The 26,110-nt window shown below is 41.3% G+C and carries 22 protein-coding genes and 1 pseudogene; 12 read left to right on the top strand and 11 right to left on the bottom strand.

What is annotated here, in order from left to right; translation table 11 throughout:
• Nucleotides 1-54: 54 nt before the first annotated feature.
• A complete protein-coding gene (gene obgE / locus NLP_RS27870; RefSeq protein ID WP_104909154.1) occupies nt 55-1,083 on the bottom strand; it encodes a GTPase ObgE in 1,029 nt (342 codons plus the stop codon).
• A 196-nt stretch (nt 1,084-1,279) separates the two neighbouring features.
• Between obgE and aroA the strand changes: the two genes are divergently transcribed.
• Entirely contained in the window at nt 1,280-2,560 is a 1,281-nt protein-coding gene (gene aroA, locus NLP_RS27875) for a 3-phosphoshikimate 1-carboxyvinyltransferase (RefSeq protein ID WP_104909155.1), read from the top strand.
• A gap of 258 nt (nt 2,561-2,818) precedes the next feature.
• On the opposite strand, the gene NLP_RS27880 is transcribed toward aroA, so the two are convergent.
• Nucleotides 2,819-3,481: a class I SAM-dependent methyltransferase gene (locus NLP_RS27880; protein WP_104909156.1), complete on the bottom strand. Its 663-nt coding sequence runs from the start codon at nt 3,479-3,481 to the stop codon at nt 2,819-2,821.
• Nucleotides 3,482-3,919: 438 nt separating this feature from the next.
• Between NLP_RS27880 and NLP_RS27890 the strand changes: the two genes are divergently transcribed.
• The 3 genes from NLP_RS27890 to NLP_RS35685 all read left to right on the top strand — a co-directional run bounded on the left by NLP_RS27890 (nt 3,920) and on the right by NLP_RS35685 (nt 5,639).
• Complete coding sequence (locus NLP_RS27890) at nt 3,920-4,354, top strand: CoA-binding protein (protein ID WP_104909157.1); 435 nt, start codon at nt 3,920-3,922, stop codon at nt 4,352-4,354.
• A gap of 214 nt (nt 4,355-4,568) precedes the next feature.
• Entirely contained in the window at nt 4,569-5,507 is a 939-nt protein-coding gene (locus NLP_RS27895) for a phosphoribulokinase (protein WP_104909158.1), read from the top strand.
• Nucleotides 5,508-5,516: 9 nt separating this feature from the next.
• Complete coding sequence (locus NLP_RS35685; RefSeq protein WP_267894896.1) at nt 5,517-5,639, top strand: hypothetical protein; 123 nt, start codon at nt 5,517-5,519, stop codon at nt 5,637-5,639.
• 161 nt (nt 5,640-5,800) lie between these two features.
• On the opposite strand, the gene NLP_RS27900 is transcribed toward NLP_RS35685, so the two are convergent.
• Together NLP_RS27900 and NLP_RS27905 are read right to left on the bottom strand one after the other, a co-directional pair.
• Complete coding sequence (locus NLP_RS27900) at nt 5,801-6,214, bottom strand: toll/interleukin-1 receptor domain-containing protein (protein WP_104909159.1); 414 nt, start codon at nt 6,212-6,214, stop codon at nt 5,801-5,803.
• Nucleotides 6,215-6,235: 21 nt separating this feature from the next.
• A complete protein-coding gene (locus NLP_RS27905) occupies nt 6,236-6,652 on the bottom strand; it encodes a toll/interleukin-1 receptor domain-containing protein (protein WP_104909160.1) in 417 nt (138 codons plus the stop codon).
• A gap of 225 nt (nt 6,653-6,877) precedes the next feature.
• Here NLP_RS27905 and radC point away from each other — a divergent pair, with 225 nt between their 5' ends.
• On the top strand, nt 6,878-7,609 hold the full coding sequence (gene radC, locus NLP_RS27910) for a RadC family protein (protein WP_104909161.1): 732 nt from the start codon (nt 6,878-6,880) through the stop codon (nt 7,607-7,609).
• A 170-nt stretch (nt 7,610-7,779) separates the two neighbouring features.
• On the opposite strand, the gene NLP_RS27915 is transcribed toward radC, so the two are convergent.
• The 3 genes from NLP_RS27915 to NLP_RS27925 all read right to left on the bottom strand — a co-directional run bounded on the left by NLP_RS27915 (nt 7,780) and on the right by NLP_RS27925 (nt 12,467).
• Entirely contained in the window at nt 7,780-8,571 is a 792-nt protein-coding gene (locus tag NLP_RS27915; protein WP_104909162.1) for an SDR family NAD(P)-dependent oxidoreductase, read from the bottom strand.
• A 245-nt stretch (nt 8,572-8,816) separates the two neighbouring features.
• A complete protein-coding gene (locus NLP_RS27920) occupies nt 8,817-10,289 on the bottom strand; it encodes an esterase/lipase family protein (RefSeq protein WP_104909163.1) in 1,473 nt (490 codons plus the stop codon).
• A 168-nt stretch (nt 10,290-10,457) separates the two neighbouring features.
• Entirely contained in the window at nt 10,458-12,467 is a 2,010-nt protein-coding gene (locus NLP_RS27925; RefSeq protein ID WP_104909164.1) for a hypothetical protein, read from the bottom strand.
• 596 nt (nt 12,468-13,063) lie between these two features.
• On the opposite strand from NLP_RS27925, the gene NLP_RS27930 reads away from it, so the two are divergent.
• From NLP_RS27930 to NLP_RS27960, 7 genes are all read left to right on the top strand, one after another.
• A complete protein-coding gene (locus tag NLP_RS27930; RefSeq protein ID WP_234017097.1) occupies nt 13,064-14,521 on the top strand; it encodes an NADH:flavin oxidoreductase in 1,458 nt (485 codons plus the stop codon).
• 66 nt (nt 14,522-14,587) lie between these two features.
• The gene (locus NLP_RS27935; protein WP_104909165.1) at nt 14,588-16,054 is read left to right on the top strand and encodes a c-type cytochrome; all 1,467 of its coding nucleotides are present in this window, start codon (nt 14,588-14,590) and stop codon (nt 16,052-16,054) included.
• A gap of 12 nt (nt 16,055-16,066) precedes the next feature.
• Entirely contained in the window at nt 16,067-16,492 is a 426-nt protein-coding gene (locus NLP_RS27940; protein WP_104909166.1) for a hypothetical protein, read from the top strand.
• Between the two features lie 75 nt (nt 16,493-16,567).
• On the top strand, nt 16,568-18,001 hold the full coding sequence (locus NLP_RS27945; RefSeq protein WP_104910070.1) for a c-type cytochrome: 1,434 nt from the start codon (nt 16,568-16,570) through the stop codon (nt 17,999-18,001).
• A 92-nt stretch (nt 18,002-18,093) separates the two neighbouring features.
• Nucleotides 18,094-19,734 (top strand): lipoxygenase family protein, encoded by a 1,641-nt coding sequence (locus tag NLP_RS27950; protein ID WP_104909167.1) that lies wholly within the window; start codon nt 18,094-18,096, stop codon nt 19,732-19,734.
• A 102-nt stretch (nt 19,735-19,836) separates the two neighbouring features.
• Nucleotides 19,837-20,145: a putative quinol monooxygenase gene (locus NLP_RS27955; RefSeq protein WP_104909168.1), complete on the top strand. Its 309-nt coding sequence runs from the start codon at nt 19,837-19,839 to the stop codon at nt 20,143-20,145.
• A gap of 12 nt (nt 20,146-20,157) precedes the next feature.
• A complete protein-coding gene (locus NLP_RS27960) occupies nt 20,158-21,210 on the top strand; it encodes a saccharopine dehydrogenase family protein (protein WP_104909169.1) in 1,053 nt (350 codons plus the stop codon).
• Nucleotides 21,211-21,852: 642 nt separating this feature from the next.
• Here NLP_RS27960 and NLP_RS27965 read toward each other — a convergent pair.
• The 4 genes and pseudogenes from NLP_RS27965 to NLP_RS27980 form a co-directional block, all read right to left on the bottom strand.
• A complete protein-coding gene (locus NLP_RS27965) occupies nt 21,853-22,155 on the bottom strand; it encodes a hypothetical protein (RefSeq protein WP_104909170.1) in 303 nt (100 codons plus the stop codon).
• Nucleotides 22,156-22,766: 611 nt separating this feature from the next.
• The gene (locus NLP_RS27970) at nt 22,767-24,170 is read right to left on the bottom strand and encodes a glycoside hydrolase 100 family protein (RefSeq protein WP_234017098.1); all 1,404 of its coding nucleotides are present in this window, start codon (nt 24,168-24,170) and stop codon (nt 22,767-22,769) included.
• A 62-nt stretch (nt 24,171-24,232) separates the two neighbouring features.
• A pseudogene (locus NLP_RS27975) lies at nt 24,233-25,043 on the bottom strand (glucose 1-dehydrogenase).
• Between the two features lie 348 nt (nt 25,044-25,391).
• The gene (locus NLP_RS27980; protein WP_104909171.1) at nt 25,392-26,054 is read right to left on the bottom strand and encodes a class I SAM-dependent methyltransferase; all 663 of its coding nucleotides are present in this window, start codon (nt 26,052-26,054) and stop codon (nt 25,392-25,394) included.
• Between the last annotated feature and the right edge of the window lie 56 nt (nt 26,055-26,110).

Below are 26,110 nucleotides of genomic sequence, written 5' to 3' on the forward strand. Positions count from 1 at the left end.
TTCAGAAAGAAAGTAGTAATTACGAATTACGAATTACGAATTATGAATTAGTAATTATCTAAATGCCTCCACTTCTTCAGGAACCTTCATTTGGTCGAGAATTCCCCAAATTTCCTGTAACATCGGCTCTAACCCGGTGCGAGTAACTGCTGAAATCACAAAAACCGGGGCGTAGGAGAGATGATTAAGTTGGGTGGCTAACGCCTCCAAATCGACAGTTTCCCGATCGACTGCATCAATTTTATTCAGCGCCAAAATTTGCGGACGTTCTGCTAAACCCCGTCCATAAGCTTGTAATTCTTCCTTAATTGTGTAGTAATCTCTAAGCACATCATCACTAGTAGCATCAATTAAGTGAAGTAGCACCCGCGTGCGCTCGATGTGGCGCAAGAAATCATGTCCCAGACCTGCACCGTGCGCTGCTCCCTCAATTAGTCCGGGAATGTCGGCGAAAACAGTACCATCGCCAGTAGGTTTCCGCACTACACCCAAATTTGGGATGAGGGTAGTAAAAGGGTAATCTGCGATTTTTGGACGTGCAGCTGATAAAGATGAAATTAAAGTGGATTTACCAGCATTTGGTAAGCCAATAATCCCCACTTCTGCCAAAAGTTTTAACTCCAGACGCAGCTGCTTTATTTCCCCTGGTAATCCTGGGAGGGCATATTCGGGGGCGCGGTTACGGTTACTCAAGAAATGCTGATTTCCCAGTCCGCCTTTACCACCTTGGGCAATCTGCAAAGTCTGCTGAGGTTCAATTAAATCCCCCAATAGTTCGCCAGTTTCAGCATCATAAATGGTTGTACCGCAGGGAACTTCGATAATTAAATCCTTTCCTGCTGCCCCAGTGCAGTTATTTGGCCCGCCACGAGTACCCTTTTCTGCCTGGAAGCGATGGTTGTATCTGAAGTCCAACAAAGTTTGTAGGTTTTCTTCAGCAACGAATAATACCGAACCACCTCGTCCCCCATTACCACCAGAGGGGCCGCCAGTCGGCACGTACTTCTCTCGCCGGAAAGCGACAATACCATCGCCGCCTTTACCAGCTTCAACTTCAATTTTTGCTTGATCGATAAATTGCATCTTTCTATAGTCCTGTTAGCGGATAGCTGGCTTTAAGCCAGTGCTGAGTTATAGGCGAGTTATAAATTATAAGTTTTAAAATCTTATTCCTCACTATTTACTTGTAACTCACACTCTTTACTCCCCTGCCCCTTTTGCTCAAGATATGGGAATATATAAAGAAAGTTGTAGCTAACCGCCTACGTAGAGGTTTAAAGTGGATACCATTGCAATTCCTGCTCTGAATCGGCCAGTGGATGCCACGGTAGAAATTCCTGGTTCTAAAAGTCTTACCAATCGAGCGTTGCTTGTCGCTGCGTTAGCGCAAGGTGACTCCATTTTAGAAAATGCCTTATTTAGTGAAGATAGCGAGTATTTTGCCAAATGCGTAGAGCAGTTGGGCATTCCCATTACTTTGAATCCTCAACTGGCACAAATTCAAGTGGCGGGAAGGGGAGGTGACATTCCAGCTAAACAGGCAGATTTATTTGTGGGTTTGGCAGGTACAGCAGCACGGTTTATTTCGGCGCTGGTGGCACTAGGGAATGGCGAATATCGCCTAGATGGCGTTTCTCGGATGCGAGAACGACCGATGGGTGACTTGTTGACGGTGCTGCAAACGGGTGGAGCAACCATTAACTTTGAGGGAAACTCCGGGTTTATGCCGTACACCATCTATAGTCGGCAATTCGCTGGCGGCAATTTTCGCTTAAAAGCCAACCAAACAAGTCAGCAACTTTCGGCATTACTGATGATTGCGCCTTATGCTCAACAAGACACAATTGTTGAGGTTGAAGGTACGTTGGTTTCTCAGTCTTACGTCAAAATGACCTGTCGTCTGATGGCAGACTTTGGCGTGGAGGTGATTCAAATCGGCGATAATCAATTTCAGATTAAAGCAGGTCAACTTTACCAAGCTCGACATTACACTGTAGAACCCGATGCGTCAAATGCTTCTTACTTTTTTGCCGCCGCCGCCGTCACGGGTGGACGGGTGCGGGTAAAACATTTGACTAAACAATCTTGTCAAGGTGATATTTTGTGGCTGAATGTTTTAGAACAAATGGGTTGCCAAATTAAGGATTCGGATGATTACACCGAAGTGACGGGGCCAAAGCAATTGCAAGGCATCGACATTGATATGAATGATATATCAGATTTAGTGCAAACATTAGGAGCGATCGCCCCCTTTGCCAGTTCCCCAATTACCATTCGTAACGTGGAACATATTCGATATAAAGAAACCGACCGAATTAAAGCTGTTGTCACAGAGTTGCGTCGGTTAGGTGTTGAGGTTGAAGAATTTGCAGATAGACTGAAAATTCAGCCTGGCCCCATTACCCCGGCAGCAATTGAAACCTATCACGATCATCGAATGGCGATGGCTTTTGCTGTCACTGGCTTGAAGGTTCCAGGGATTGTAATTAAAGATCCTGGTTGTACAGCGAAGACTTTTCCAGATTACTTTACCCGATTTTTCCAAATGTTAGAGCAATAAGAGCTATTTTCGCTAAAGGACAATAATTAGTTAAAACCAGGACTTACGCAAAATAATGAAAAAACGAACCGCAAAGGACGCAAAGGAATAAGAGTTTCAGAGAGTTATTGCGTAAGTCCTAAAAACGACAAATACAGCAGATTTCAAGTTGGCAAGGTAGACAACGATTCGTCTGTTACTCAGATATAAAGCGTGTTTTACTCATGAATTGTGTATTCTGAATTCTGCTGTATGTTAATCGACAGATGTTAAAAGACATTACTTTTTCAGTGCCAAAGTTAAGCCATCTGCGATCGCTACTAAACTAAGACTAACTCGCTGGTCTTGATGCAGTTTTTGATTAAAAGCACGAATTCTTTTAGTTCTATTATCTTGCATTTGGGGGTCGGCAACCTTGCCTGACCAGAGGACATTATCGATCGCAATCAATCCTCCCGGACGCACTAATTGCAGCGATCGCTCATAATAGCCATCATAGTTGCTCTTATCTGCATCGATAAAGGCAAAATCAAAAGTTTCTGCTTCTTTTGTTGCCAGTAGCCGATCCAAAGTCTGCAAAGCTGGGGCAATGTGCAGTTGAATTTTATCCGCCACTCCTGCTTGCTGCCAATAGCGCCGAGCGATCGTTGTGAATTCCTCACTGATATCACAGGCTACCACTTTACCGTCTTTTGGTAATGCCAATGCCACCACCAGGGAACTATAACCTGTAAATACCCCAATTTCCAAAGTTTTCTTAGCTCCCAATAATTGCACCAGTAACGCTAAAAACTGCCCTTGTTCGGGAGCAATCTGCATTCTCCCTATCGGATACTGGGCTGTTTCCTGTCTCAGCTGGGTTAAAATTTCCGGTTCTCGGAGAGAGACTGACAGTAAATAGTCGTGGAGGTTTTGTTCGAGTCCTAATGTTTTAGTTGTCATGGGTATTGGGCATTGGGCATTGGGCATGGAGAATAGGGGATGAGTCTTTGATACTCGTGGACGAGTCTTTTATACTCGTGGACGAGTCTTTTATACTCGCCGACGAGTCTTTGATACTCGTGAATGAGTCTTTTATACTCGCTGACGAGTCTTTGATACTCGTGAATTAGTCTTTTATACTCGCCGACAAGTCTTTTATACTCGCCGACGAGTCTTTGATACTCGTGAATGAGTCTTTTATACTCGCCGACGAGTCTTTTATATTCGTGAATGATTTTTTAGAATTCAAAATTATATTTACAGCTATTTTTAGGTAAATAGACCATGCGGTAGGGGCGCAAGGCCTTGCGCCCCTACAACAGGGTTCAAATACTTGAATTCTGCTGTAAATGCAACTCAGTATGATAAACAAAGCGATCGCTGAGGATATTTTAAATCATGCCAAACCTTAAAGAAGATGATAACGCCCTGCGTGAGGTGTTAATCCAAGCCAGAACCATCGCTGTTGTGGGTCACTCTGATAAACGCGATCGCACCAGTTATCAAATCGCCCAATTCTTGCGGCAAAAAGGCTATACAGTCTATGCCGTCAACCCCCTAATTCAAGAAATTGACGGTCAACGCAGTTATGCTGCACTCCCAGAATTACCCGAACCCGTGGATATTGTTAATATATTTCGTCGTTCTGAGTACTTGCCAGAAATTTTGGATGAAGCAATTTCTATCAATGCTAAAACTGTATGGACACAACTGGGTATCTGCCATCAACCATCAGCACAAAAAGCTATAGATGCAGGACTCAATGTGGTTATGGATGCTTGTATCAAAATTGAATATCTGCGGCTGAGAGTAGGTTCAACAGGGGATGTTTAGTTTTTATGCGTACAGATATTCTAACAAGAATGTAAATTGTTATTTTTATCTAAAAAGCGATGTCTACGACGGGCTGCGCCTACGCACAAACATTTTATGTGTAGAGATATTGCATACTAAGTGTTTGTTTGATTTACTTGCTTAAACCCTTCTAAAATAAAAACTATTGTAGGTAATTTTATTACTAAAGTTATTTTTATTGTGGGAGGTTATGATGAGCCGTCCAATAATTCTTGGTATTGTCGGCGACAGCGCGGCTGGTAAAACAACACTAACGCGAGGAATTGCTCAGGTACTCGGCCCAGAAAATGTCACAATCATCTGTACAGATGATTATCACCGTTACGATCGCCAACAACGTGCAGAAATTGGCATCACTGCCCTTCACCCCAACTGCAATCACTTAGATATTATGCAGCAACATCTGTCGCTGCTACGCACAGGACAACCAATTCTTAAGCCAGTTTACAGCCATAAAACCGGCAAATTCGAGCCACCGCACTATATCAAGCCGAATAAATTCGTCATTATTGAAGGATTACTCGGTTATTCTACCCGTGCTGCTCGTGATTCCTACGACGTGAAAGTTTACCTTGCACCCCCTGAAGAACTACGCACTAAGTGGAAAGTCAAGCGGGATACGCAAAAGCGCGGCTACACTGCTGAACAGGTAATCGCGGAATTAGAAAAGCGCGAATCAGATTCAGCAGAGTTTATCCGTCCGCAGCGGCAATGGTCTGATATAGTCATTAGTTTTTATCCACCCACTGGGGAAGATGATGAAACCAATGGACACCTGAATGTTCGTCTGGTACTTCGTCCGACAATTCCCCATCCAGATTTTACCGAGATTATCAACTCTGGCTATGGTAATTCTGACTCTGCGATCCGCCTGGGGCTAGACAGGGATATGAGTAAACCTGTAGATGTCTTAGAAGTTGATGGTCATGCCACCTTAGAACAGGTAAATAAGCTAGAGCATATTATTTGTTCTGATATGCCTCATTTACGAAATATTTGCGATCGCGAAAGTAATCCAGAACTGGGTAAAATTGCTGGTACAACTGGAGAAGCACTCCAAAGTTATCCTCTGGCTCTGACTCAGTTGATCATTACCTACCACATGCTCAAAGCAACGCAAATTTATCAGTAATTAGCGAAAATGAAGGGGTTAAAAGTGTTTGCGATCGCCTATAGTGTTGGGCTGCTGAATTATGCGATGCCTACTGTAGTAAACTACGCACTTTGCTTACTCAAACTTCAGATGCACAAACACACCCTTTAATCGGCTTATACTCATCTTTTAGCAACCAGAGTTGATCCTCTTCTTAATTTGAATAAGTAAATATAACTTTATAAGCTAGTATCGATTTTCTGGATCAATTCCTCTGCATAAAATAGCGGGATGCTTGACCCTTCTGGACTGATTCTGTAGCCATAGAATTACTAACGTAACTGGTAGCCTACGCCCCATATACGTAAAATATCACGACAACCATCTTCAAAAGCTTCTTGAAAATTTATCATTTGAAAGCTCGATAACACCCAAGAAAGCTGCTCATAATTGCAAGGTTGATAAATAATTGGAACAATCTTATTTTCAAAACGATTCTGTTGCAGGGTGAATATTAACTCCCGCTTAACCCACATTGAATCTACTGAGTTTGGAGAAAGTACTACAAGGAACCAATCACATCTTTTTAGCGCATTTCCAATCTCATCATGCCATTGCTGTGCACCTAAAATGTTCGTTTTGCTGTACCAAACTGGAATGCCATGATGACGCAGAACTTCTGCTAATTTAGAAACAAATTCTTGATCTTGGCTTGAATGGGAAAGAAAAGCTTCACTTGGAATCATTATTTAGAAAATCCACTCCTGTTAAGCAGCAGCTTTTTTGAGAGCTTGGGTAATATTTCTCAAACCTTCCTCATCATGCTCAAGATTTGATAAGTAAATTATCCCAAATTTCTTCAGAATCCAGGGAATTTCTAGTTCTAATTGAGAAATTTCTTCAGAAGGAGCAGCAATGACAGGAATTACCCGACCTTTATAGCCCTGTTCGCCTATAGCATAGCCTACTTCGGCACTCATGTAGGGAGAATAAACTGAGTTAGGCGTTAGTAAAATAACCATTGCATCAGACTCTCGAAGCTCATTAGCAATAACTTCTGCCCAGTTATCGCCTGGGAAGAGTTGAGTCTCGTCCCAAACTTGGAAATCTGCATTTCGCAGAGCATCAGCAATTTGCCAAGCTAACTTTCTATCTTGGGAGTTGTAGCTGATAAATACCTTCATCTCATCTCCTATCTCAAGTTTGTTCGATTAATAGACTAAATCCAATTTTATCTAAATCTTGTGGCAAGTATTTGAGAAGATGGTGTTATCAAAGGTATCTCTACATAGGAACTAGAGGTAAAATTCCCCAAAATTAAAGATTTTCTCAAATAAAGATGATTTTGAAAGCAAACCAGGGATAAATAAGGATAGTTTGATGTCTGGTGACGATTTTCTTAGTTTAATATGACCTATTGCCTCAGAATTGCCGACCTACCTACAAATGAGCGTCCGCGTGAGCGATTAATGACGCATGGTGCAAAAATTTTAGCCACAGCAGAGTTAATCGCAATTCTTCTAGGCACTGGTCAAGGGCCGGGAAAACTATCTGCTGTGGGTTTGGGACAATATATCTTGAGCGAATTAGGCAAACACCAACGCGATCCTTTGGTAGTTCTGCGAGAAGTTAGCCCTGCTGAGTTAATGCAAATTTCTGGTGTTGGCCCAGCGAAGGCGACAAGTATCTTAGCAGCAATTGAATTAGGTAAACGCGCTTTTCAATCTCGTCCTAATGATGGCACATTAATTGATAGCCCACTTGCTGCTGCTGCTACTCTCAGTCAAGATTTAATGTGGCAGACACAAGAACGTTTTGCAGTGGTGCTGTTAGATGTCAAGAATCGCTTATTGGGTACGCAAGTAATTACCATTGGTACTGCAACCGAAACCCTAGCCTCTCCCCGTGATATTTTTCGAGAAGTTATTCGTCAAGGTGCAACGCGGGTAATAGTTGCCCACAATCATCCTTCTGGGAACCTTGAACCGAGCCAGGAAGATATAGAATTGACGCGTCAGTTGTTAGCAGGGGCGCAGCTTTTGGGCATTCCAGTACTAGATCATCTGATTTTGGGCAATGGCAATCATCAAAGTTTACGGGAACTGACAACCTTGTGGGATGAGCATCCACAGGGGGATTAGTGAAAAAGCAGGGAGGCAGGGAAGCAGGGGGAGAAAAACCATCTATAAAGATTCTTGCTCTCAACCCTAGTGAGAAAAGGAGCAAGGGTGTTTTCGCCCATTATTTTACTAGGTTTGTACCTTCTCCCCTGCTCCCTGCCTTCTGATAATTATTTACGCCGACCGACTTATTACTTGCTTTCTTGCATATTTCTGACTAGTTTTGTTACCAGCTTTCTAGGAGTAAATCTTACAGATTCAGCGAGTAGCTTATTTTTAATTCCAGGAACGACAACAGTTTTGTTTTCAAATAGACCACGATAGCCGATTTGGGCTACTGTTTCCGCAGTCATAATTTTTTGACCACTTACCAACTTTGAGTCTTCCATTGCGGCTCTTTGTTGAAAACCAGATTCTGTAGGCCCTGGACAAAGTGCTGTTACAGAAACGCCTGTACCTTCTAATTCATTAGCGATCGCTTCTGAGAACGATAAAACATAGGCTTTACTAGCGTAATATACTGCCATCAGTGGCCCTGGTTGAAAAGCAGCAGTGGAGGCCAAGTTTAATATTTTTCCAGACCCCCGCTTAACCATACCTTTAAGAAATAACTTGGTTAAATGTGTCAGACATAAGATATTGACTTGTAGCAATTGTATTTCAGCATTCAGATCAATTTCATTAAATAATCCGTAGGTAGCAAACCCAGCATTGTTCACCAATACATCAACGTTGATCGATGCTTGTTCTAGCTCCCTGAAAATTTCTTCTGGGGCTGATGGGTTAGATAAATCTTTGGAAATAATTTTGACATCAATGCCAAATTTATTTTGAAATTCATTGGCGATTTTATTCAGCTTTTCCACACTTCTAGCTACCAACACAAGATTGTAACCATCCTGAGCAAATAATTTAACGAATTCATAACCAATGCCGCCAGATGCACCAGTAATAAGAGCCGTTTGTTTGCGATTACTTTGCATAATTTTCCTCTCTTAACAGCTTTAAAACAAATAGACAGGTGAAATAACTATGTGTTAATCCAGAACCTTTATAGAGACGTAGATTGCATCTCTCCATTCTTTTTCACTCATGTCTTTTATGAATCATTAGTTATTAGTCATTATTAACCTAACGCTCTTTAGCTTTGATTATTCTCTCTCTAAAATAATTAAAAAGTGTTAAGTAACCATAACTAATCACTGAATACATAACAATAAGCACTTATTTATTGCCATTGGGAAATTTCCAAGCGAACTGCCGCATTGGTTCCTAAGACTTTTTGCCCACGTTCAGGTAAGGAAACATACGCAACATATACACCCGAACTGGATTCAGAAGTCGGATTTAACTTTGTGACTGGCTCTTTTTCATCAGAATTCCAACTGTATTTAGCCTCATAAGTACTATTTGATTCGGCAACATCAGTAATTAGATAGTCAGACCACACGGGCACTTGGTCGAGATGATGGTCACGTAACCAATTCTTCTCTTGTTTTGTGAAGGAATGCAGTGCTAAACGCAGGGCATATCTACAGGTATTATCATCACTGGCTGAGTTTTTTGGAATTAAGAAAGCTGTAAATAGAGGAACAGGTTTATCTGTTCGGGTTAACTCTTGTGTAATTGGGCAATAATGAGCGATCGCTTGCTCATATATAGGAATAGGAAGACCACGCAAAGCCACCCTAGTTTCCAGTTGATAAAAATTATTGTCCAGGTCTTTTAACTCAACATTGCTTAGAGACAGTTTCACTTGGATATCACCAAACAAAAATCGTTGCAGGTTTTGATAACCTTCTTCGGAGTTCAATATGCCATAAGGCCCACCATGAGAGCGATGAACATAAGCACGATGAGATCCAAGGATATAAGCTTTATCAATTTGAACTAGACCATCACTTTTCACCCCAACAAGATTGCGTGAAAGACCAAAAGCTTCTTCATAATCATGTGCATTCGTGCCGATCAAAGAAAAAACACGGTTTGGCGAAAATGCATTCTCTATGCTTTGTAGTTTTTCTAGCTGAAAGTTATCGGGTAAATCAGCCGTTGGCTTGATATCAGGTGTTAAATACTGATACATCCGCTGAGGGCCAAAGTCATCAGAATTATTCAATTGAAACCTGTCCCTGAGATTTTCAAGCAAGCCACTCCCAACATCAAAATAAATACCGCCATGAGGTGTAGCGTAGGTAAAGAATTTGTCAATGCTATCAGCAGCTTGCTCGCCTTGTTCTGGATAAATCTTTTGAATCAAGCTGCGACAAACAAGGCCGCCCATCGAGTGGGCAACTAGATAAATTTTATTAGCACCAGTCTTTTCCTTGACTTTCTGGATCAAGTCTCTTAAACCCTTAGCTATGTCCTCCATCTCCTGTCGGACTACACTTGAGGAGCCAAAGCTAGGTGTAGATATATCATAAAATCGATAGATCCAAATAGTTTTATGAAGTTGATCGGACAATCTTTTAATCTGATTGCTCACATTCTGATTGTCAACAATCGGTTGATAACCATGATCGGTCATTAGCCGCAGCAATGGACTCTCGAAAAAAAACTTCTGAGGATTTTCCTTCTCATCTACTCGAATATGGGTTGAACCACTATTGAATCCATAAAAGGGATCGTCAACTGTTTGCTCAACATCTTTTTGTGTACCTGCATATCCACGAACAAAGATGATTGGTAAATACTGCATATATGTCCTTCTTATTTAATAAATATTTTTTCTCGTTCTCAGGTTAAATCTAGGAACGAGAAAAAATATCCAAACAAGTTATCTTAGTACAACATTTTATTAATTCGTAGCGAATTCTCTGCGCCCCTGGAGCGTTCAAAACACTACGGTTTTACACGTGAGCTGTACTTAGAACGTTTTCACGAACTCAATTAGCGCTTTCTTATCTTCATCTGGCAGATTTGAGCCAAAATAATGACCCTCATCTTCCACAAAGTCAGGAGATTTGTTGGCTCTTAAAAGCACGCGTGCCAACTTACCCTTAATTCCACCGCCCGGTTTCAAGTCTTGGAAAAGGTTACTGAGATTGAGAGATGTAATTGCCTCTCTCATATTGATGCTTGCTAGCAAATTCACAGGCGTACCTTTAGGAACAGGAAGTTTCAATCTCGGATTTGGATCTCCTGGGGGAAGCTCTAATTTGGTATCTCGATCTGTCCTGCTGATAATTCCCTCACGCTTTTCAGGCCACAGCAGCTTTTCCATAGCATCCGTATAGGCTTCTACACGTCCTTTCACTGAAGGATCTTCGTTGTAAAGTCCTAGTATGTTGTTGTGAAGAAGTGGTGCTGTTGCCCAAATGCTCACTAGCGAAGGTGTACGGTAATATCCCAAACCGCCGTCAGGTATCTTAAATTCGATGGGTTTTTTCTGATCGAAGGGGTTATACAGCGTCAAAGTACCTGGTGAAGGTAGTTCTTTGTAAGTCTTCGACGAGAACTGATCCCAAATATGCCCTTTAGTGGCATTTGTCCCTAGCGATCGCGCCGCATTAGTACCAATTAGTGTAACTGGATAACGCTGGTCATCAGACAAGAAGTTGTGGTCGAGAAAATTACTACTGAGTACAGACTCTTCGTACCATTTTTGAGCCTGTTCGGGGTCAGCAGCGATCGCAGCCGATGGCTTTTTGCTGGAATGGCAACTAGCACAAGTGCTAGCAAAAACCAGCTTGCCACGTTTGAGAACTTCCTCATCTTTAGTCAAGAACTCTTCACCACCTGGTGCATCTTTCAGGTGCATCGGCTTGATGCTTTTCAGGAATGCTTCGGCATCAGCCATACGTGTTTCTGTCTGTCTCCAGCCTTCGCACTCCTTCCGCGCCTTTTCGATGTCAAAAGGTTTTTGGGGAATTCTGCCTAATAAAGGCTCATGGAGACTTGTCCAGTAATCGCCGCACATCCCAATATTGACGTAGACGCGTAATGAGGCAATTGGCACTCCTGTAGAGTCTGCACCATCCTTGAGAATATGATTGACATCCTTGGTTGAACCATCGTTCATCACCTCTGGATATTTGGGGCGATCGCCTAAATTAAAAATGGCATTGATCGCATTCGGATTGTTGATATGATCGGTGGCAATCCGAGAAGTATCAGAAGTCCCCGGTTTCTGAGAGTTAAGTACTTGCTTAATAAAACTATTGTCCGCGACACTAGTATCAAAGAATTTGTTTTCCTTGATGTACTGATTACCCAATGCTGCTACCAGGTTTTCCCATTTTGGATGTTCCTTGTCTTTGGGTGGGTTGAGCGGATCTAATGCTACGTGACAGATAGCACAGGACTGCCCAATCACGTAAGGAGGCTCAACTTGTGAGTTTTTGGCATATTCAACGGAGTTCCATTTTGCCCGGTCGAAGTTGGGGTTGGGGAACTTACGCAACCCAATAACGCCAGTTGAGAGCGGATCTTTACATTTATCTAGCAGCAATCCGTATTCATCTGGTGCTGTCGCTTTTTCACATCCAGGATCGTTAATTGCGCCATAACGTTGAAATCGCTCGTCATGCACACGCGAGTCAATCAGCTTTAGCAGATCAGCACCGCCACGTGTTCGCTTCGCTAAATCACGATAGTACTTAGCGTTACCGCCAGTCCATAAGTACCAAGTGCAACGACCCCGTTTCTCGGCATCTGTCAACTTCTCCTTGGTGTAGTCTGGGAGATAACCGATACCCTCACAGTTATTAGGGTATTCAGATACATCAGTATTTGAATAGTCAGTAATTATGGGCGCAGGTGTCTCACTATACTTATTGGCTAGAGCTGTAGGCGTTCCATAAAAGCCGCAGACTATAAACATAGTCACGAACAGGAGGAGCAGACAGCCCTTAAAAATTAGACTTGTCTTTTTCATAAAACTCTCTGGTTGTAACACCTAAACCTTTTCCACTGCACCTCACGTTTGCAGAGGTACACTAATGCTCCATCATTGATTTCCCATTTTCCGGATTTAGCCTTGGGATATTTTGATGATTTAAAATGTACCCTACTGACGTTGGTTATATATGAACTTACTACACAAGTTTGCAAAACGTCATCAATAAACCTTTATACATTTTTAAACCAAAAAGTTAAAAAATTGTAAACTAACAACGGTGTTCAATAACCAGTTTGTTATGGTTATATCGATTTACTGCATAGTTGGTTAAGTTTGTAACAAATTGTTAGAAGCTACTTTTAAGCTTGCCTTAACCTTTTAAGAGAAATAAAATGCGAAAGTTTTCACTTTTTTAAGAATTTGTTGGTTGATGGTGTAGGTTTACAAACTGCAAAAGTCTTTATATAACTGTAAAAACCAACATCCTGAAAGTTGGTAGGTAAACCTAAGTAACAAAAACTTAATATTTAGCGTAGGCATCGCATCCGAAAACCTGCACTGTTGATTTGTAGAACTAAATAACTTACCCTCGCAGAGACACTAGAAATAACAGTTCTCTGGCGATGCTATTAGTGCTACGAACAATTCTGATACCTAATTTTATTGCCGAAACAACACGAAAGACAGAGGAACACATGGAAAACGATATTATCTTTGAGCCATTGAGATTCCGTAATCTCACAGTAAAAAATCGAATATTCCGCTCAAGCATTTCTGGAAGATGGGATAACTATGATGGTTCAGGCACTCAAGCCCGAATTAACTGGGAAGAAAAGTTTGCTCGTGGTGGTGTAGGAGCTATTATTACTTCCTTTGTGCCAGTCGCCATCCGGGGACGAATTATGCCCAATTACGCCACCATTGACTGCGACGATCGCATTCCTTTTTGGCGAAAAGTAGGTGAAAAAGTCCACGAATATGACTGTAAATTGATTTTGCAGTTAAGTCATTCTGGGCGACAGCAAGATATTGGTGGTGTAGAAAACTCAGGAAAAAAAGCGTTAAGTTCCACCAGCCAAACTGAGCCATTCCACGGGTTTCTGTGTCAAGCGATGACATTAGCAGAGATTAAAGAAACAATCCAATACTTTGCCGATGGTGCTAGACGTGCTCGTGAAGCAGGTTTAGATGGAGTGGAATTGCACAGTGCTAATGGATATCTTTTTAACCAATTTCTCAGTTCTGGAATTAACGACCGTCAAGATGAATACGGTGGTTCATTAGAGAATCGAGCGCGGTTTTTGCTAGATGTCATTAGAGCAATCCGCAAAGAAGTAGGCAATGACTTTCATCTGCAATTCAAAATTAGTGCCGTTGACTATAACAACGCCGTCACCTTTTGGGAAAAACCAGGTAATACCATAGAAGATTCCATCCAAGTTTGTCAATGGGCAGAAGAAGCCGGAGCTGATGCCGTACATGTATCAACTGGTAGCTTGTTTCCTCACCCACTCAATCCCATTGGTGATTTTAATTTTGATATCATTACTAAAACTTATGACGCTATGTTGTCGAGTGGCATAGAGACTACACGCAACTACATTTTATTCCGCAAAGCATTTTTGCATCCAATTTTCAATCTTTTATGGAACCGCGTCAAAAAGCAATTGCCTCCTCAGGTATTTAGTGGTGATTATGTAAAAGACCCCAAAATCAAGCAGTTACTGATAGAGAACCAAGGCAGAAACTTACTAGATTCGAGAGAAATTAAAAAGCACGTTAATATTCCCGTATTATGTACAGGTGGTTTGCAGCAGGCTTCTTATATTCGTCAGGCAATTAACGAGCATTATTGTGATGGCGTTACAATGGCTCGTACATTAATTGCTAACAACGATCTAGTTAAATCTTTTAAAGCAGGTAAAGATTTGGCAGATAAACCCTGTACCTATTGTAATAAATGCCTACTGAATGTAATTGAAAATCCTTTAGGTTGTTACGAGCAGGATCGCTTCAATAGTTATGAAGAGATGATGGAAGAAGTAATGTCAGTCTTTCATGAACCTCAGTTTGCAAATTTATCTAGATAAAAAAGCGATGCGTATCACATCGACAATTTCGCTTACAAATAATCTCGACGATATAGGGAGTGTTTCATGACTGAACAAACAAACCCTACCCTACTTCCAACCTCAATCAAGGGAGTCTTCCAGCGAATTTGGGTTGTGATTGTAGGTATTGGAGCAGTAGCAGTATTTTTCCTTTGGCCTGTTTTGTCTAACTCCCCAGTGGATTATGCTGATATTGAAAACCACTTTAAATATGGTTCAATCGGCAGCGAACCGGTCAATGGCATTCCTTACTGGATTTGGAAAGTTTTACCAGAATTATTCCCAGATAAATTACCTGGAAAAGGTTATACTTCTCTGGGATTTATCAAAGAATCTGACAAAGATTTGCCTATAGGTTTTTCGCAACGGCAAGTCTTTATCGATAGAGTTGGGTTGAATTGTGCTGTATGTCATACAGGAACGCTGCGAAATACGCCTAATAGCGAACATCAAGTCATCACGACAATGCCTGCAAATGTGGTTAATTTGCAGGGATATATCAAATTCTTATCAGCAGTTGGTGTAGATGAGCGCTTTACTGCTAACCGGATGTTGCCAGAAATTGAAAAAATCAGTGGTGGTCTTAATCCCATTGAAAAATTACTTTATCGCTTCATAGCAATTCCCCAAACTAGAGATGCACTAATTAATCAGGCATCTCGACTTGATTTCGTTGCACAACAACCAGATTGGGGCCCAGGAAGAGTAGATACTTTTAATCCTTATAAAGCAATTCAATTCCATTTTCCAATGGATAAATTGCGTGAGGATGAACTGATTGGTACTTCTGATTTTCCCTCAATTTGGAATCAAAAACCCCGTGAAGGATTGCAATTACATTGGGATGGTAATAACACTTCCGTTAATGAACGAAATAAGAGTGCAGCTTTAGGTGCTGGAGTTACACCTACAACAATTGATTTGCCTCGAATTCAGAGAGTTGCCGATTGGCTTTGGGAACTACCACCACCAAAATATCCCTACGAAGTTAACGAAGCGATCGCAGCGAAGGGAGAACAGCTTTTTGAGAGTAATTGCGCTAGTTGTCATGCTTTTGGTGGTGCGTATACAGGCAAAGTTGTACCAATTCAAGAAATTGGTACAGACCCCCATCGTCTCGATTCATATACCTACGAAACGATGTCTAACCAAAATACCTTGTATGCAGGTTATCCGTGGCGGTTTAAGAATTTCCGCAAAACTAATGGATATGCAAATATGCCCCTTGATGGTGTTTGGTTACGCGGCCCTTATTTGCACAATGGTTCAGTCCCCACCCTACGGGATTTACTAGAAAAACCAGAGAACAGACCAAAAGAATTCTATCGTGGCTACGATGTGATTGACAGAGCAAAAGTTGGTTTTGTATCTGATGTCGGTGTAGAAAACGGTAAGCAATACTTTAAGTTCGATACCACAAAATCTGGAAATAGTAATAGTGGTCACTTGTATGGTGTCGATCTTCCCACAGAAGATAAAGATGCACTAGTTGAGTACATGAAAAAGCTTTAAAAGGAAAAAAAAATGAATAATTACGCTAAATGGTTTAGTCGCGTTACTTGGCTCGGCATTATCGTTAATATGTTTTTTGTCATTCCCTCTTGTTTCTTTCCAGAACTAATGCTGACGTTTCTTCAGATGCATATACCAGTGCCAATTATCTGGGTTCGCGCTGCGGGAATGCTGTTATTTATTATTAGTGCATTTTATATTCCTGGAGCACTTGACCCATACCGATATCAGGCAACCGCCTGGATATCAATATTTCCTTCAAGAGCTTTTGGGTCAACATTTTTCATTTGTGCAGTGTTTTTATTTGGTCAAGATAAAGGATTTTTATCTATTGCCTTTGTAGACCTGTTTTTTGGATTAGTGGAAGTAATTCTTCTGACACTAGCAATGCGCAATCAAAATGCAATTGCTGCAACTACTGTGAAGCAATTCTCCTAATTTTATCCCTAGTCTAGTGTGGGTATATTGCCTGCACTACAAACAGATTCTTCTGCAAAGGAGCAAAAGAGTGCCATGACAATACTCAAAAATAAAATAGGTAGGGTAATCGCAAGCATTGTTTTAATTGCGATCCTTTTAGCTAGTGTAGTTGGGTATGTGGGATGGTACAACCTTTTTCGAGAGGTTCCCACATATTATGAATCGCCTGAAGAACATTTTAAATATGGTTCTATTGGTACAGAAGAAGCACAAGGTGTTCCCTATTGGATTTGGCTGGTACTACCACGAATATTCCCTGATAAGTTACCAAGACCAGGTGGTTATACTTCCTTGGGAATCACATGGGAAGAAGGTAAAGAAATGCCAGTTGGGTTTACGAAAAAAACTATTGGCTTCCCTCGCGTCGGTATAACTTGCGCTGTTTGCCATACTGCCACTTATAGAAAAACAGAGAAAGATAAACCCACAATTGTGGCCGCTGCTCCTGCTAATAAGTTTGATTCACAAGGCTATTTACGATTTTTAAGTGCAACTGCTGGCGATCCTAGATTCACAGCAGATTATATCCTTGACGAAATCAAATATAATTATCAGCTTTCGTGGTTAGAAAATTTACTTTATCGCTATCTGCTAATTCCTCAAACTAAGAAAGCGCTGCTGCAACAAAAAGAAGACTATAGTTGGACAGATTCTCGTCCTAACTGGGGCCCTGGTCGAATTGATCCTTTTAATCCGGTTAAATTCAATACTTTGAAGTTGCCCAAAGATAACACTATAGGCAACTCTGATATGATGCCTCTTTGGAATAAAAAAATGCACAAAGGGTTTGCACTCCATTGGGATGGGTTAGAAACTTCACTAACAGAAACTGTTCAAACTGGAGCAATTGGTGATGGTGCTACCAAAAAATCACTTCCTGTAGCCGATTTACAACGGGTAGAAGATTTTATTCAAGAACTATCACCTCCTAAATATCCATTTGCTATTGATCAGCAAGTAGCTGCAAAAGGAAGTCAAATTTTTGCTAATACTTGTGCATCTTGTCACGCTTTTGGTGGGGAAAGAACAGGTACTGTTATCCCTGTGGAAGAAGTGGGAACTGACCGCCATCGGTTAGATATGTGGACGCAAGAAGGAGCAGATACTTACAATCATTTTGGTGATGGCTACCCTTGGGACTTCAAAAACTTACGCAAAACCAATGGGTATGTATCTGTTTCTCTAGATGGATTATGGTTAAGAGCGCCTTATTTACATAATGGTTCAGTCCCATCTCTACAAGATTTGTTAGAAAAACCAGAGAATCGTCCTCAACTTTTCTATCGGGGATATGATGTCTACAACCCGAAAAAAGTTGGTTTTATTACTGAAGGAGATGAAGCCAAAGCTATAGGTTTTAAATACGATACGACAGTAACAGCTAATTCAAATCAGGGACATATTTATGGCACTGATTTATCTGATGAGAATAAAAAAGCTTTGATTGAGTATCTGAAAACTCTGTAATTCAAGTCGTTGCTACATCCTGATGTGATTCAGCACCTTTCTGACGTTAATCATTAACTACCAAACGCTCAAAAACCGAATTGGAGATAATCGTGAAACCATACTTACCACAAAAAGATCCTGATGTTAATGTCCGAATCAATTGGCTAGATAAAAATCGAGAAGAGTACAAATTTAATTACAATTATCTAGCTCCTCTACCAATTATTGATAAAGTTCCTCATAAGGAAATATTCTCGGCGGAATATACTGCTAAACGTTTGGCAAGTATGGCAACTCTTGCACCAAATATGCTAGCTGCTAAAGCCAGAAACTTCTTAGACCCATTAGATGAATTGGAAGAATATGAAGAACTTTTATCACTACTACCAAAACCCGATGTTATAAAGAATTACAAAACAGACTCTTGTTTTGCGGAACAAAGACTCTCTGGAGCGAACCCACTAGCTATCCAAAGAATTGATGTATTACCTGATAATTTTGCTGTCACAGATTCCCATTTTCAGAAGGTTGCAGGTACAAAATTGACGTTGGAAAAGGCACTCAAGGAAGGCAAGCTGTATTTCTTAGATTACCCTCTGTTATCTGATATTCAAGGTGGTGTCTACGATAATATTCAAAAGTACCTTCCCAAGCCACAAGCTCTATTTTATTGGCAAAGTAATGATAGTTCTAATGGTGGTTCTCTAGTGCCTGTTGCCATCCAGATTAATCATGACTCTGGTGCAAAAAGCGTGATTTATACACCAGATGACCCCCATTTAGATTGGTTTTTGGCAAAAACCTGCGTTCAAATTGCTGATGGCAACCATCAAGAATTGGGTAGTCATTTTGCCTATACCCATGCAGTTATGGCTCCGTTTGCAATTGTAACTGCGCGGCAACTAGCAGAAAATCATCCCATCGCCTTACTGTTAAAACCTCACTTCCGTTTTATGCTATTTGATAACGATTTGGGACGCACTCAGTTTTTACAGCCGGGAGGCCCGGTTGATGAGTTTATGGCAGGCTCATTGGCAGAGTCTCTTGGCTTTGTGGCGAAGGTTTATGAAGAATGGAGTGTTGAAAAGTTTACCTTCCCTCGGTTAATAAAAAGTCGCCGAACGGATGACCCAGAAATTTTACCGCACTTTCCTTTCCGGGACGATGGCATATTAATTTGGAATGCTGTCGAAAAGTTTGTGGCTGAATACTTGCAACTCTATTACAAAACCTCACAAGAGTTAATTGATGACTATGAGTTGCAAAATTGGGCTAGAGAATTAGTGGCCCAAGATGGTGGTAAAGTCAAGGGAATGCCAGACAAGATTGAGACCTTAGAACAACTGATTGAAATCATCAGTGTGGTAGTATTCACTTGCGCTCCTCTACACTCTGCTTTGAATTTTTCTCAGTACGAATATATGGCTTTTGTACCCAATATGCCCTATGCAGCCTACCACCCAATTCCAGAAATTAAAGGTGTGGACTTGGAAACTATTATGAAGATACTTCCTCCCTTTAAACAAGCTGCTGACCAAGTAATGTGGACTGAGATTTTAACATCGTACCACTATGACAAATTGGGTTTTTATGATGAGGAGTTTGCCGATCCATTGGCGCAGGAAATTGTGGTGCAATTCCAACAGAATTTACATGAAATAGAACGGCAAATAGACATTAGAAATCAAACTCGTCCCATACCTTACAACTACTTCAAGCCTTCGCAAATTATTAACAGTATCAATACTTGAACTGGGGATTGGGGACACTTCGACCCCGAACTTTTCTTAGCTGAAATTGGAGAATCTTGAACGCGACCCGTTGAACTAATCTCATAAAAAAGAGGGATAACAATGTCAAATCAGCAAGTAACTGTCACCGCTCGATTAAAAGTAAAGCCAGGTTTGGAGCAGGGATTCAAACAGGAATTTCAATCTGTAATAGCTCTTACAATTGCAGAAAAAGGTTGTATTAATTACGATTTACATCAATCTGTTGAAGATCCATCTTTGTTTCTGTTACATGAAAACTGGGTCAGCCAGGAAATTTTGGCTCAACACCTAGAGCAGCCGTATATTAAAGCTTTAGGGGAAAAATCAGCACAATTTTTAGTTGAACCACCTGAAGTCAGGTTATGGCAGCAGATTGCGAACAACTCCTAGCTGGTGATAATAATGACATCAAGGGTGTTATTGTATGGTGCAACTGGCTATGCTGGAAAACTCATTGCTGAATCTGCTAAAAATAACGGACTGGAATTAATTTTAGCTGGACGTAATCAAAGTTTACTAGCAGCAGTAGCCAATGAATTAAGTTTGGACTTTCGGGTTTTTGGCTTAGACGATCCGCAAGCGATCGCTCGCTCTCTTGAGGATATAATTGCTGTCATCAACTGCTCTGGGCCTTTCTCCAAAACCTCAAAGCCACTTGTCGATGCTTGTCTCCAAACTAAAACTCACTATTTAGACATAGCTGGCGAAGTACCTGAATTTCAGGCGCTACAGGCACGAGATACTGAGGCTAAAAGTGCAGGGATAATGCTTCTTCCTGGTGTGGGATTTGGGGTTGTCCCTACTGATTGTGTAGCTGCTTACCTCAAAGACCACTTAGTGAGCGCAACGCGACTGATTTTAGTCTATGAAACAGTGGGCGGTGTATCTCAGGGAACCGCAAATACGGTGCTGCCAACTTTACATCACATCGGGGTAGTTCGAGAAGCGAGTAAGCTCATCCCATCACGACCAGCATCAAAAAGACGTAAAATTGATTTTGGTTATGGCCCGGTAACAGCAGTAACAAACCCTTGGCGTGCAGATATTATCACTGCATTCCAGACTACAGGTATTCCCAACATCGAGGTTTACACCGTATTTCCTAATCCTGTGCGCTTCCTGATGGAGTCGAGCCAGTATTTGGGATGGTTATTTAACTCGTCTTTATTCCAAAGTGCTTTAGCAAGTCTAATTAAAACTCTACCGACTGGGCCAACGGCAGCAGAACGAGCGAAGGGTCAAGTTAGAGTAATTGGTTTTGCTGAGGATGAAACTGGTCAACAAGTAAGTGCAAAGCTCTTAGGGCCGGAAGCATACGATTTTACGGCATTAGCGGCTGTAGCAGTTATTAAACGGGTGATTAAAGGCGAAGTTAGGGTCGGATTTCAGACTCCTGCATCCGTATATGGGGCAGATTTTGTTCTTGAAATTCCGGGAGTTATCGGTTTCAATTAAGAGGTTGTTTGAAAAGTCGAGAATGTTGTAAAAAAGCTTTATTAGTATAGGCTGTGAATAGAGAGTGATATGAGCAAAGCTTACCCTAGCAACTTAACCCTGACACAATATAAATTGATTAGTGACCTAATTCAAAGGTGAAACCGAGTGGTCGCTTTTCTTGAAGTTGAGATGTGGGAGGTTCTCAACGCGATTTTCTACATTTTGGTGAAAGGAGTCAGCCCCTTCTCTGCGAGACGCTACGCGAACGGGGAAGTCAAAAGTCAAAAATCAAAACTAATACCATAAATAAATTTAGGGGCAAGTAAACGGATGCCGTATTTCTCTCTCCGAGACGCCAAGGGCGAACGTGCAACGCGTCTCAAAGTACATTTTTTTCTTCTCCATAAATAAATTTAGGGGCTTGTATCATGAGTCTTTTTCGGTCAGATGGCGTAGGCGTAGCCCGTCTTAGACATCGCTACCAGTTTTAAGGCTTGCTTTACATTGGCTAACAAGGTTTTATAATCTAGCCGATCTCGATCTTTTTCTGATTGCATTTTTATCTCTTGATAAACACATTTTCGGCAATTAACTCTCGTCAGTTATATAACAGAACTGGCGAGAGCTTAGTAAATATTGTCTGTGTTATCTGAGTATTAGCTATTTCATTAATAATGGTGATTCCGGGCTAGGATTTTCTTGGATGCTACTCACACAAAAACTAATGTGGGAGCGAATAGCTCGCTCATAAACTCCAGTTTGTTGAGTGCGTACCCCTATAGCCTGATATATTAAGTTAACTTCTGGAAACTCAGACCAATACATCAAAAAGATGTCTTTAGCTGGAGTAATAATTTCATAATTATTCTCTTGTCTTTTCTTTCTTAGTTTACAATTATTTAGTTGTAATTTTTGTCTGAATAGTTTTTCAAATTCTGGAATTAAATCTGAAGTAGTTTTCATGGTTAATACACGTTAAAACGTGATAATTATGCAAAGACTATCTGGTGATATTACATATTACTAAGTATGACACTTCAGATACTTCTTACAATATAGTGTATCAGTTATCGGGTATTTGAGAAGGTTATTCAGAGGCAGGGTCAATCGTTGGCTTACTCTCTGATGGAGAAGCAGGCTGTGCGATCGCTGGAACCTTTTAATTAGGATTTTTATGGAACAAATATACTATTTCCTAGATTATACTTACTAAAAGTTTGCCCGCTTCTAATGTTATGTCAGTATAGCTAGTACAGCCGAAAGTTTGCCTACCTTTAACCAGTTGCTCAGAACAACTTGTCTGCCTATTGTCTGCTGAATTGAGATGGTAGCTGGATTTAAGCGCCCGCTGTACTAGTTAGCAGAAACACCCTGTATAATTACACCACTAAATTATCTTTGGGGTAAAATATTGCGAGGTATTCACTACGCAATACTGTTCGGTTAAGGCAAGAGACGCGATGAATCGCCGTCTCTACAATAATCAGTCTTTCGTCTTGACGGGGATTAATCGGGCCTTTAGCGAGTTAGAATTTTCATCAAAAAACCTTAACCGAACTGTATTGATTCGCTACCTACAGGCTACAGCCTGGGCCTTCAAGACCCTCTGCAAAACTGATTAATTCCAAGTACTCTGGATTTTCCACAAGCTTTTTAGCAGCTAGCAATCCGGCAATGCTCCAAGTTTGATAAATTCGGGCTTCTTTGCCAATTAAACGACCATTGTTGCCATCGTAGTATTCCGGGAATTTATCTTTAAATAAACGCCTTTCGGCAATAGCGATCGCTGCTTGAGCAAGTTCTGTTCGACCGGCTTTCAGTGTCGCAGCGGTAAATAACCACAGTAAAACGGGCCAGTTACCGCCATTGTGATAAGACCAAGCCCTGTTTTTAGAGTCACATCCTGTAACAATCCTCCACTCTAAACCTTCCAAAGCGGGAAAGCAAATTTTAACAGGCATATAGCCGATTAAGTCTTGCCAACGTTGGGCGAATAAATTCATAATGCTTTGAGATTCTTTAACGCTGGCTAAGGAAGTTAAGATTGCCATCAGATTTCCCAGAGCAAAAAAGCGAAAATCTATCCGTCCCGGCCCCAGATTTCCTGCTAAATATCCTCCTGTTTCGGGCAACCACTCGGTCAACCAACTAGGAATTGATTCTGAGTTGATGTTGAATTTATTAACAATTTCTTTACCAAATTCGTTATCTTTGTAACGATAGATTTCCCCCAATCGTTTCAGGTCTAGCCAATAATAGTTGCGGATATGATATTTCAAAGATCCCAATCGTCTATTGACTTTGTTGAGGTAAGTATTGCCATCCCCATCTGCTAAAAGCAATTCACTAGCAGCCCTCAAAGACGCGTAGAATAACACCTGAATTTCTAAAGGATGTTCGTAAACTCCCATGCGACGGTCAATCATAAATGCACCATCAGGAACTAACATTGTTGGATACATGGAAAACCGATGCACCAAGCAAAGATCCAAAATTAGTTTGATTCCAGCTTGAAAATCTGGCTGACGCGCTAGGGTCAAATCGCCTGTAGCTTTTTCATAAGCTCGTAGCAGGAGAATCCACCACATACAAGAATCAATCGGGGGAACACGAGCGATCGCTTGCTCTCCAAAATCAGCGACCAAAAATTCCTCATTCCCCTTAGAATGCACTTTAAAACTGGCAGGCATTAATCCCGCTCCCGGTTCAAAGCAGTCTATCTGCTTTTCATGACTTTGTAATTTCAGTGTTTCTACTAAGAAGTTACGCACAATCTCTGCTTTACCGTGCATAAGAAACACCAAGGCAGAAGGGACAAAATCGCGGAGGAAGCACTGGTCATAATTGAGTGTATTTGACTCCGGATCGTGGGCGGCTACAGTACCAATGGGTTTTCCTTGGTAATAAATTACGGAATCTTCCAATAATTTCCAGGCTTCTGCTTCCATCTGACTGTTCTTATCGATCGCGCTAGTCATGGGCGTTTAATTCCACTAATGGTATGTATCGGCTTAATTGTGGAAAGTACGCCAGCCTAACCTCAAGTTGACCAAGATTCTTGGAAGTCAGCATATAGAGTCAATCCACCATCTACAAATAGCGTTTGTCCAGTCATGTAGGCGGCTTCATCCGAAGCTAAAAAAGCTACTGCGGCTGCTATCTCCTCAGAGAAGCCAGCACGTCCCATTGGGATGTGACTTTCCACAATTGCCTTTTATTTCAGGATCGTCTATCCAGGCTTGATTCATTCGCGTAATCGTTGCTCCGGGACCAATGGCATTGACACGAATACCAAGGCTTGCATATTCCAAAGCGAAAGTTTTGGTTAGGTTTTCCATCCCGCCTTTGCTAATGGAATAACTGATATACATCGTTCGCCAAATAATTTCGTGAACGCTGGAAATATTAACGATCGCTCCCGGACGATTAACAGACAGGAGGTGTTTAATAGTTTCACGGGCGCAGAGATAAGCACCCCGGAGATTGACTGCAATTACCCGGTCAAAGTCTGCTGTGGTAACTTTGTGAGATGGACTTTCTGTTTGAATGCCAGCATTATTAACTAGAATATCTAAACTGCCAAATTCCTTGACTACGGTGTTGACCATCTCAACAATGTCTGATTCTTGGGAGGCATCTCCCTGAAGCAGCAGCGACTTTACACCACAATTTTCGATATTTCCGCAAGATTTTCGCAATGCCATCTCTTCCGTGTCTGCCGCGGCTTCAGGGTATGAGCGGTAATTGATGGCAATGTTGCACCCTTGTTGAGCGAGTCTGATAGCGATCGCCTGACCGATACCTGAAGTTGCACCTGTAATTAAAGCATTTTTCCCTTTTAAGCCTATCATATTTCCTCCCAAAGCTGCCCTGATTTGAATTTGCACCAGTCAAACAATTTTGGATTTTAGATTACTCTTTTGTAAATTTAAGGCTGCTACTGTCAACCCCTATTGGAGGGATTTTAAAGTTAAAAAATAGGTATTTAATAATTTTGAATCTCTGAAAACAATTCTCAAAACTCAGGCTACAGATTCAAGAGATGGAAACTTATACCAATTCAATTAATGATTGCAACACATCCTTGGGTAAAGACGCGATGAATCGCGTCTCTACAAATGGTCTATTTGTCGCATCCTTTTTTCAAATTGGTATTAGCTTGAATCTGACACCTCTTAATTACGAATTGCTATTAATCCCTATCGCAAATTCGCTGGCACTTGTTCGGGAACTACCCAATAGTAAATAGTTTTGCCCTCGACATTGAGAGTCTGCTGTGGTTTCCAATCACCCATATCGAAGGCGTGAGAGACAATGCGAGTCCCAGGTTTAAGTTCTTTCAAGAGCTTGGGACGGAGTTTGGCATTGATCTCTGGCAGTAAATAAACTGTAACTACTGTTGCTTTACTAAAATCAGTGTTGAACAAATCTTGTTGGACAAACTTGACGCGATCGGTTACTCCTGCCTTCTGGGCATTAGCATTAGCTTCTTTGATGCGTTCGGGGTCAATATCTATACCAACGCCGCGCGTACCAAACTTTTGTGCCGCAGTATTGACAATTCTTCCATCACCACTACCAAGGTCGTACAACACATCATTTTTACCCACTTTTGCCACTTGCAGCATTGCATCTACCACTGGCTGTGGTGTCGGTACATAAGGAACATCTCCAGGACGTTCTTGGACTTGAGTTGTGGGAGTTGTCGCCGATGGTGTTTCGGTTTCGGTCTGACCTGTTAAAGTAGAAGGCTGTTGTGTCCCGGACTCCAAATCTTGTTGTGGTGGCGTACACCCAGCAATTCCCAAGCTGGTAATACTAACGCTTGTAACTAATAAAAACAGAATTTTTTTGAAGTTCATGAATTTTCTCCTTAATTCAGTAGCTTGTGGTCAGTAGTTAGTAAAACAACTGATAG

The organism is Nostoc sp. 'Lobaria pulmonaria (5183) cyanobiont' (genome assembly GCF_002949795.1).
Classification (GTDB): domain Bacteria; phylum Cyanobacteriota; class Cyanobacteriia; order Cyanobacteriales; family Nostocaceae; genus Nostoc.

Bases quoted from the DNA above. Each gene is read 5' to 3' on its own strand.
- NLP_RS27925 (WP_104909164.1), bottom strand. From the start codon at position 12,467: ATGAAAAAGACAAGTCTAATTTTTAAGGGCTGTCTGCTCCTCCTGTTC.
- obgE (WP_104909154.1), bottom strand. From the start codon at position 1,083: ATGCAATTTATCGATCAAGCAAAAATTGAAGTTGAAGCTGGTAAAGGC.
- NLP_RS27945 (WP_104910070.1), top strand. From the start codon at position 16,568: ATGACAATACTCAAAAATAAAATAGGTAGGGTAATCGCAAGCATTGTT.
- NLP_RS27900 (WP_104909159.1), bottom strand. From the start codon at position 6,214: ATGATTCCAAGTGAAGCTTTTCTTTCCCATTCAAGCCAAGATCAAGAA.
- NLP_RS27970 (WP_234017098.1), bottom strand. From the start codon at position 24,170: ATGACTAGCGCGATCGATAAGAACAGTCAGATGGAAGCAGAAGCCTGG.
- NLP_RS27955 (WP_104909168.1), top strand. From the start codon at position 19,837: ATGTCAAATCAGCAAGTAACTGTCACCGCTCGATTAAAAGTAAAGCCA.
- NLP_RS27890 (WP_104909157.1), top strand. From the start codon at position 3,920: ATGCCAAACCTTAAAGAAGATGATAACGCCCTGCGTGAGGTGTTAATC.
- NLP_RS27980 (WP_104909171.1), bottom strand. From the start codon at position 26,054: ATGAACTTCAAAAAAATTCTGTTTTTATTAGTTACAAGCGTTAGTATT.
- radC (WP_104909161.1), top strand. From the start codon at position 6,878: ATGACCTATTGCCTCAGAATTGCCGACCTACCTACAAATGAGCGTCCG.
- NLP_RS27880 (WP_104909156.1), bottom strand. From the start codon at position 3,481: ATGACAACTAAAACATTAGGACTCGAACAAAACCTCCACGACTATTTA.
- NLP_RS27895 (WP_104909158.1), top strand. From the start codon at position 4,569: ATGAGCCGTCCAATAATTCTTGGTATTGTCGGCGACAGCGCGGCTGGT.
- NLP_RS27920 (WP_104909163.1), bottom strand. From the start codon at position 10,289: ATGCAGTATTTACCAATCATCTTTGTTCGTGGATATGCAGGTACACAA.
- NLP_RS27915 (WP_104909162.1), bottom strand. From the start codon at position 8,571: ATGCAAAGTAATCGCAAACAAACGGCTCTTATTACTGGTGCATCTGGC.
- NLP_RS27905 (WP_104909160.1), bottom strand. From the start codon at position 6,652: ATGAAGGTATTTATCAGCTACAACTCCCAAGATAGAAAGTTAGCTTGG.
- NLP_RS35685 (WP_267894896.1), top strand. From the start codon at position 5,517: ATGAAGGGGTTAAAAGTGTTTGCGATCGCCTATAGTGTTGGGCTGCTG.
- NLP_RS27960 (WP_104909169.1), top strand. From the start codon at position 20,158: ATGACATCAAGGGTGTTATTGTATGGTGCAACTGGCTATGCTGGAAAA.
- NLP_RS27935 (WP_104909165.1), top strand. From the start codon at position 14,588: ATGACTGAACAAACAAACCCTACCCTACTTCCAACCTCAATCAAGGGA.
- NLP_RS27965 (WP_104909170.1), bottom strand. From the start codon at position 22,155: ATGAAAACTACTTCAGATTTAATTCCAGAATTTGAAAAACTATTCAGA.
- NLP_RS27940 (WP_104909166.1), top strand. From the start codon at position 16,067: ATGAATAATTACGCTAAATGGTTTAGTCGCGTTACTTGGCTCGGCATT.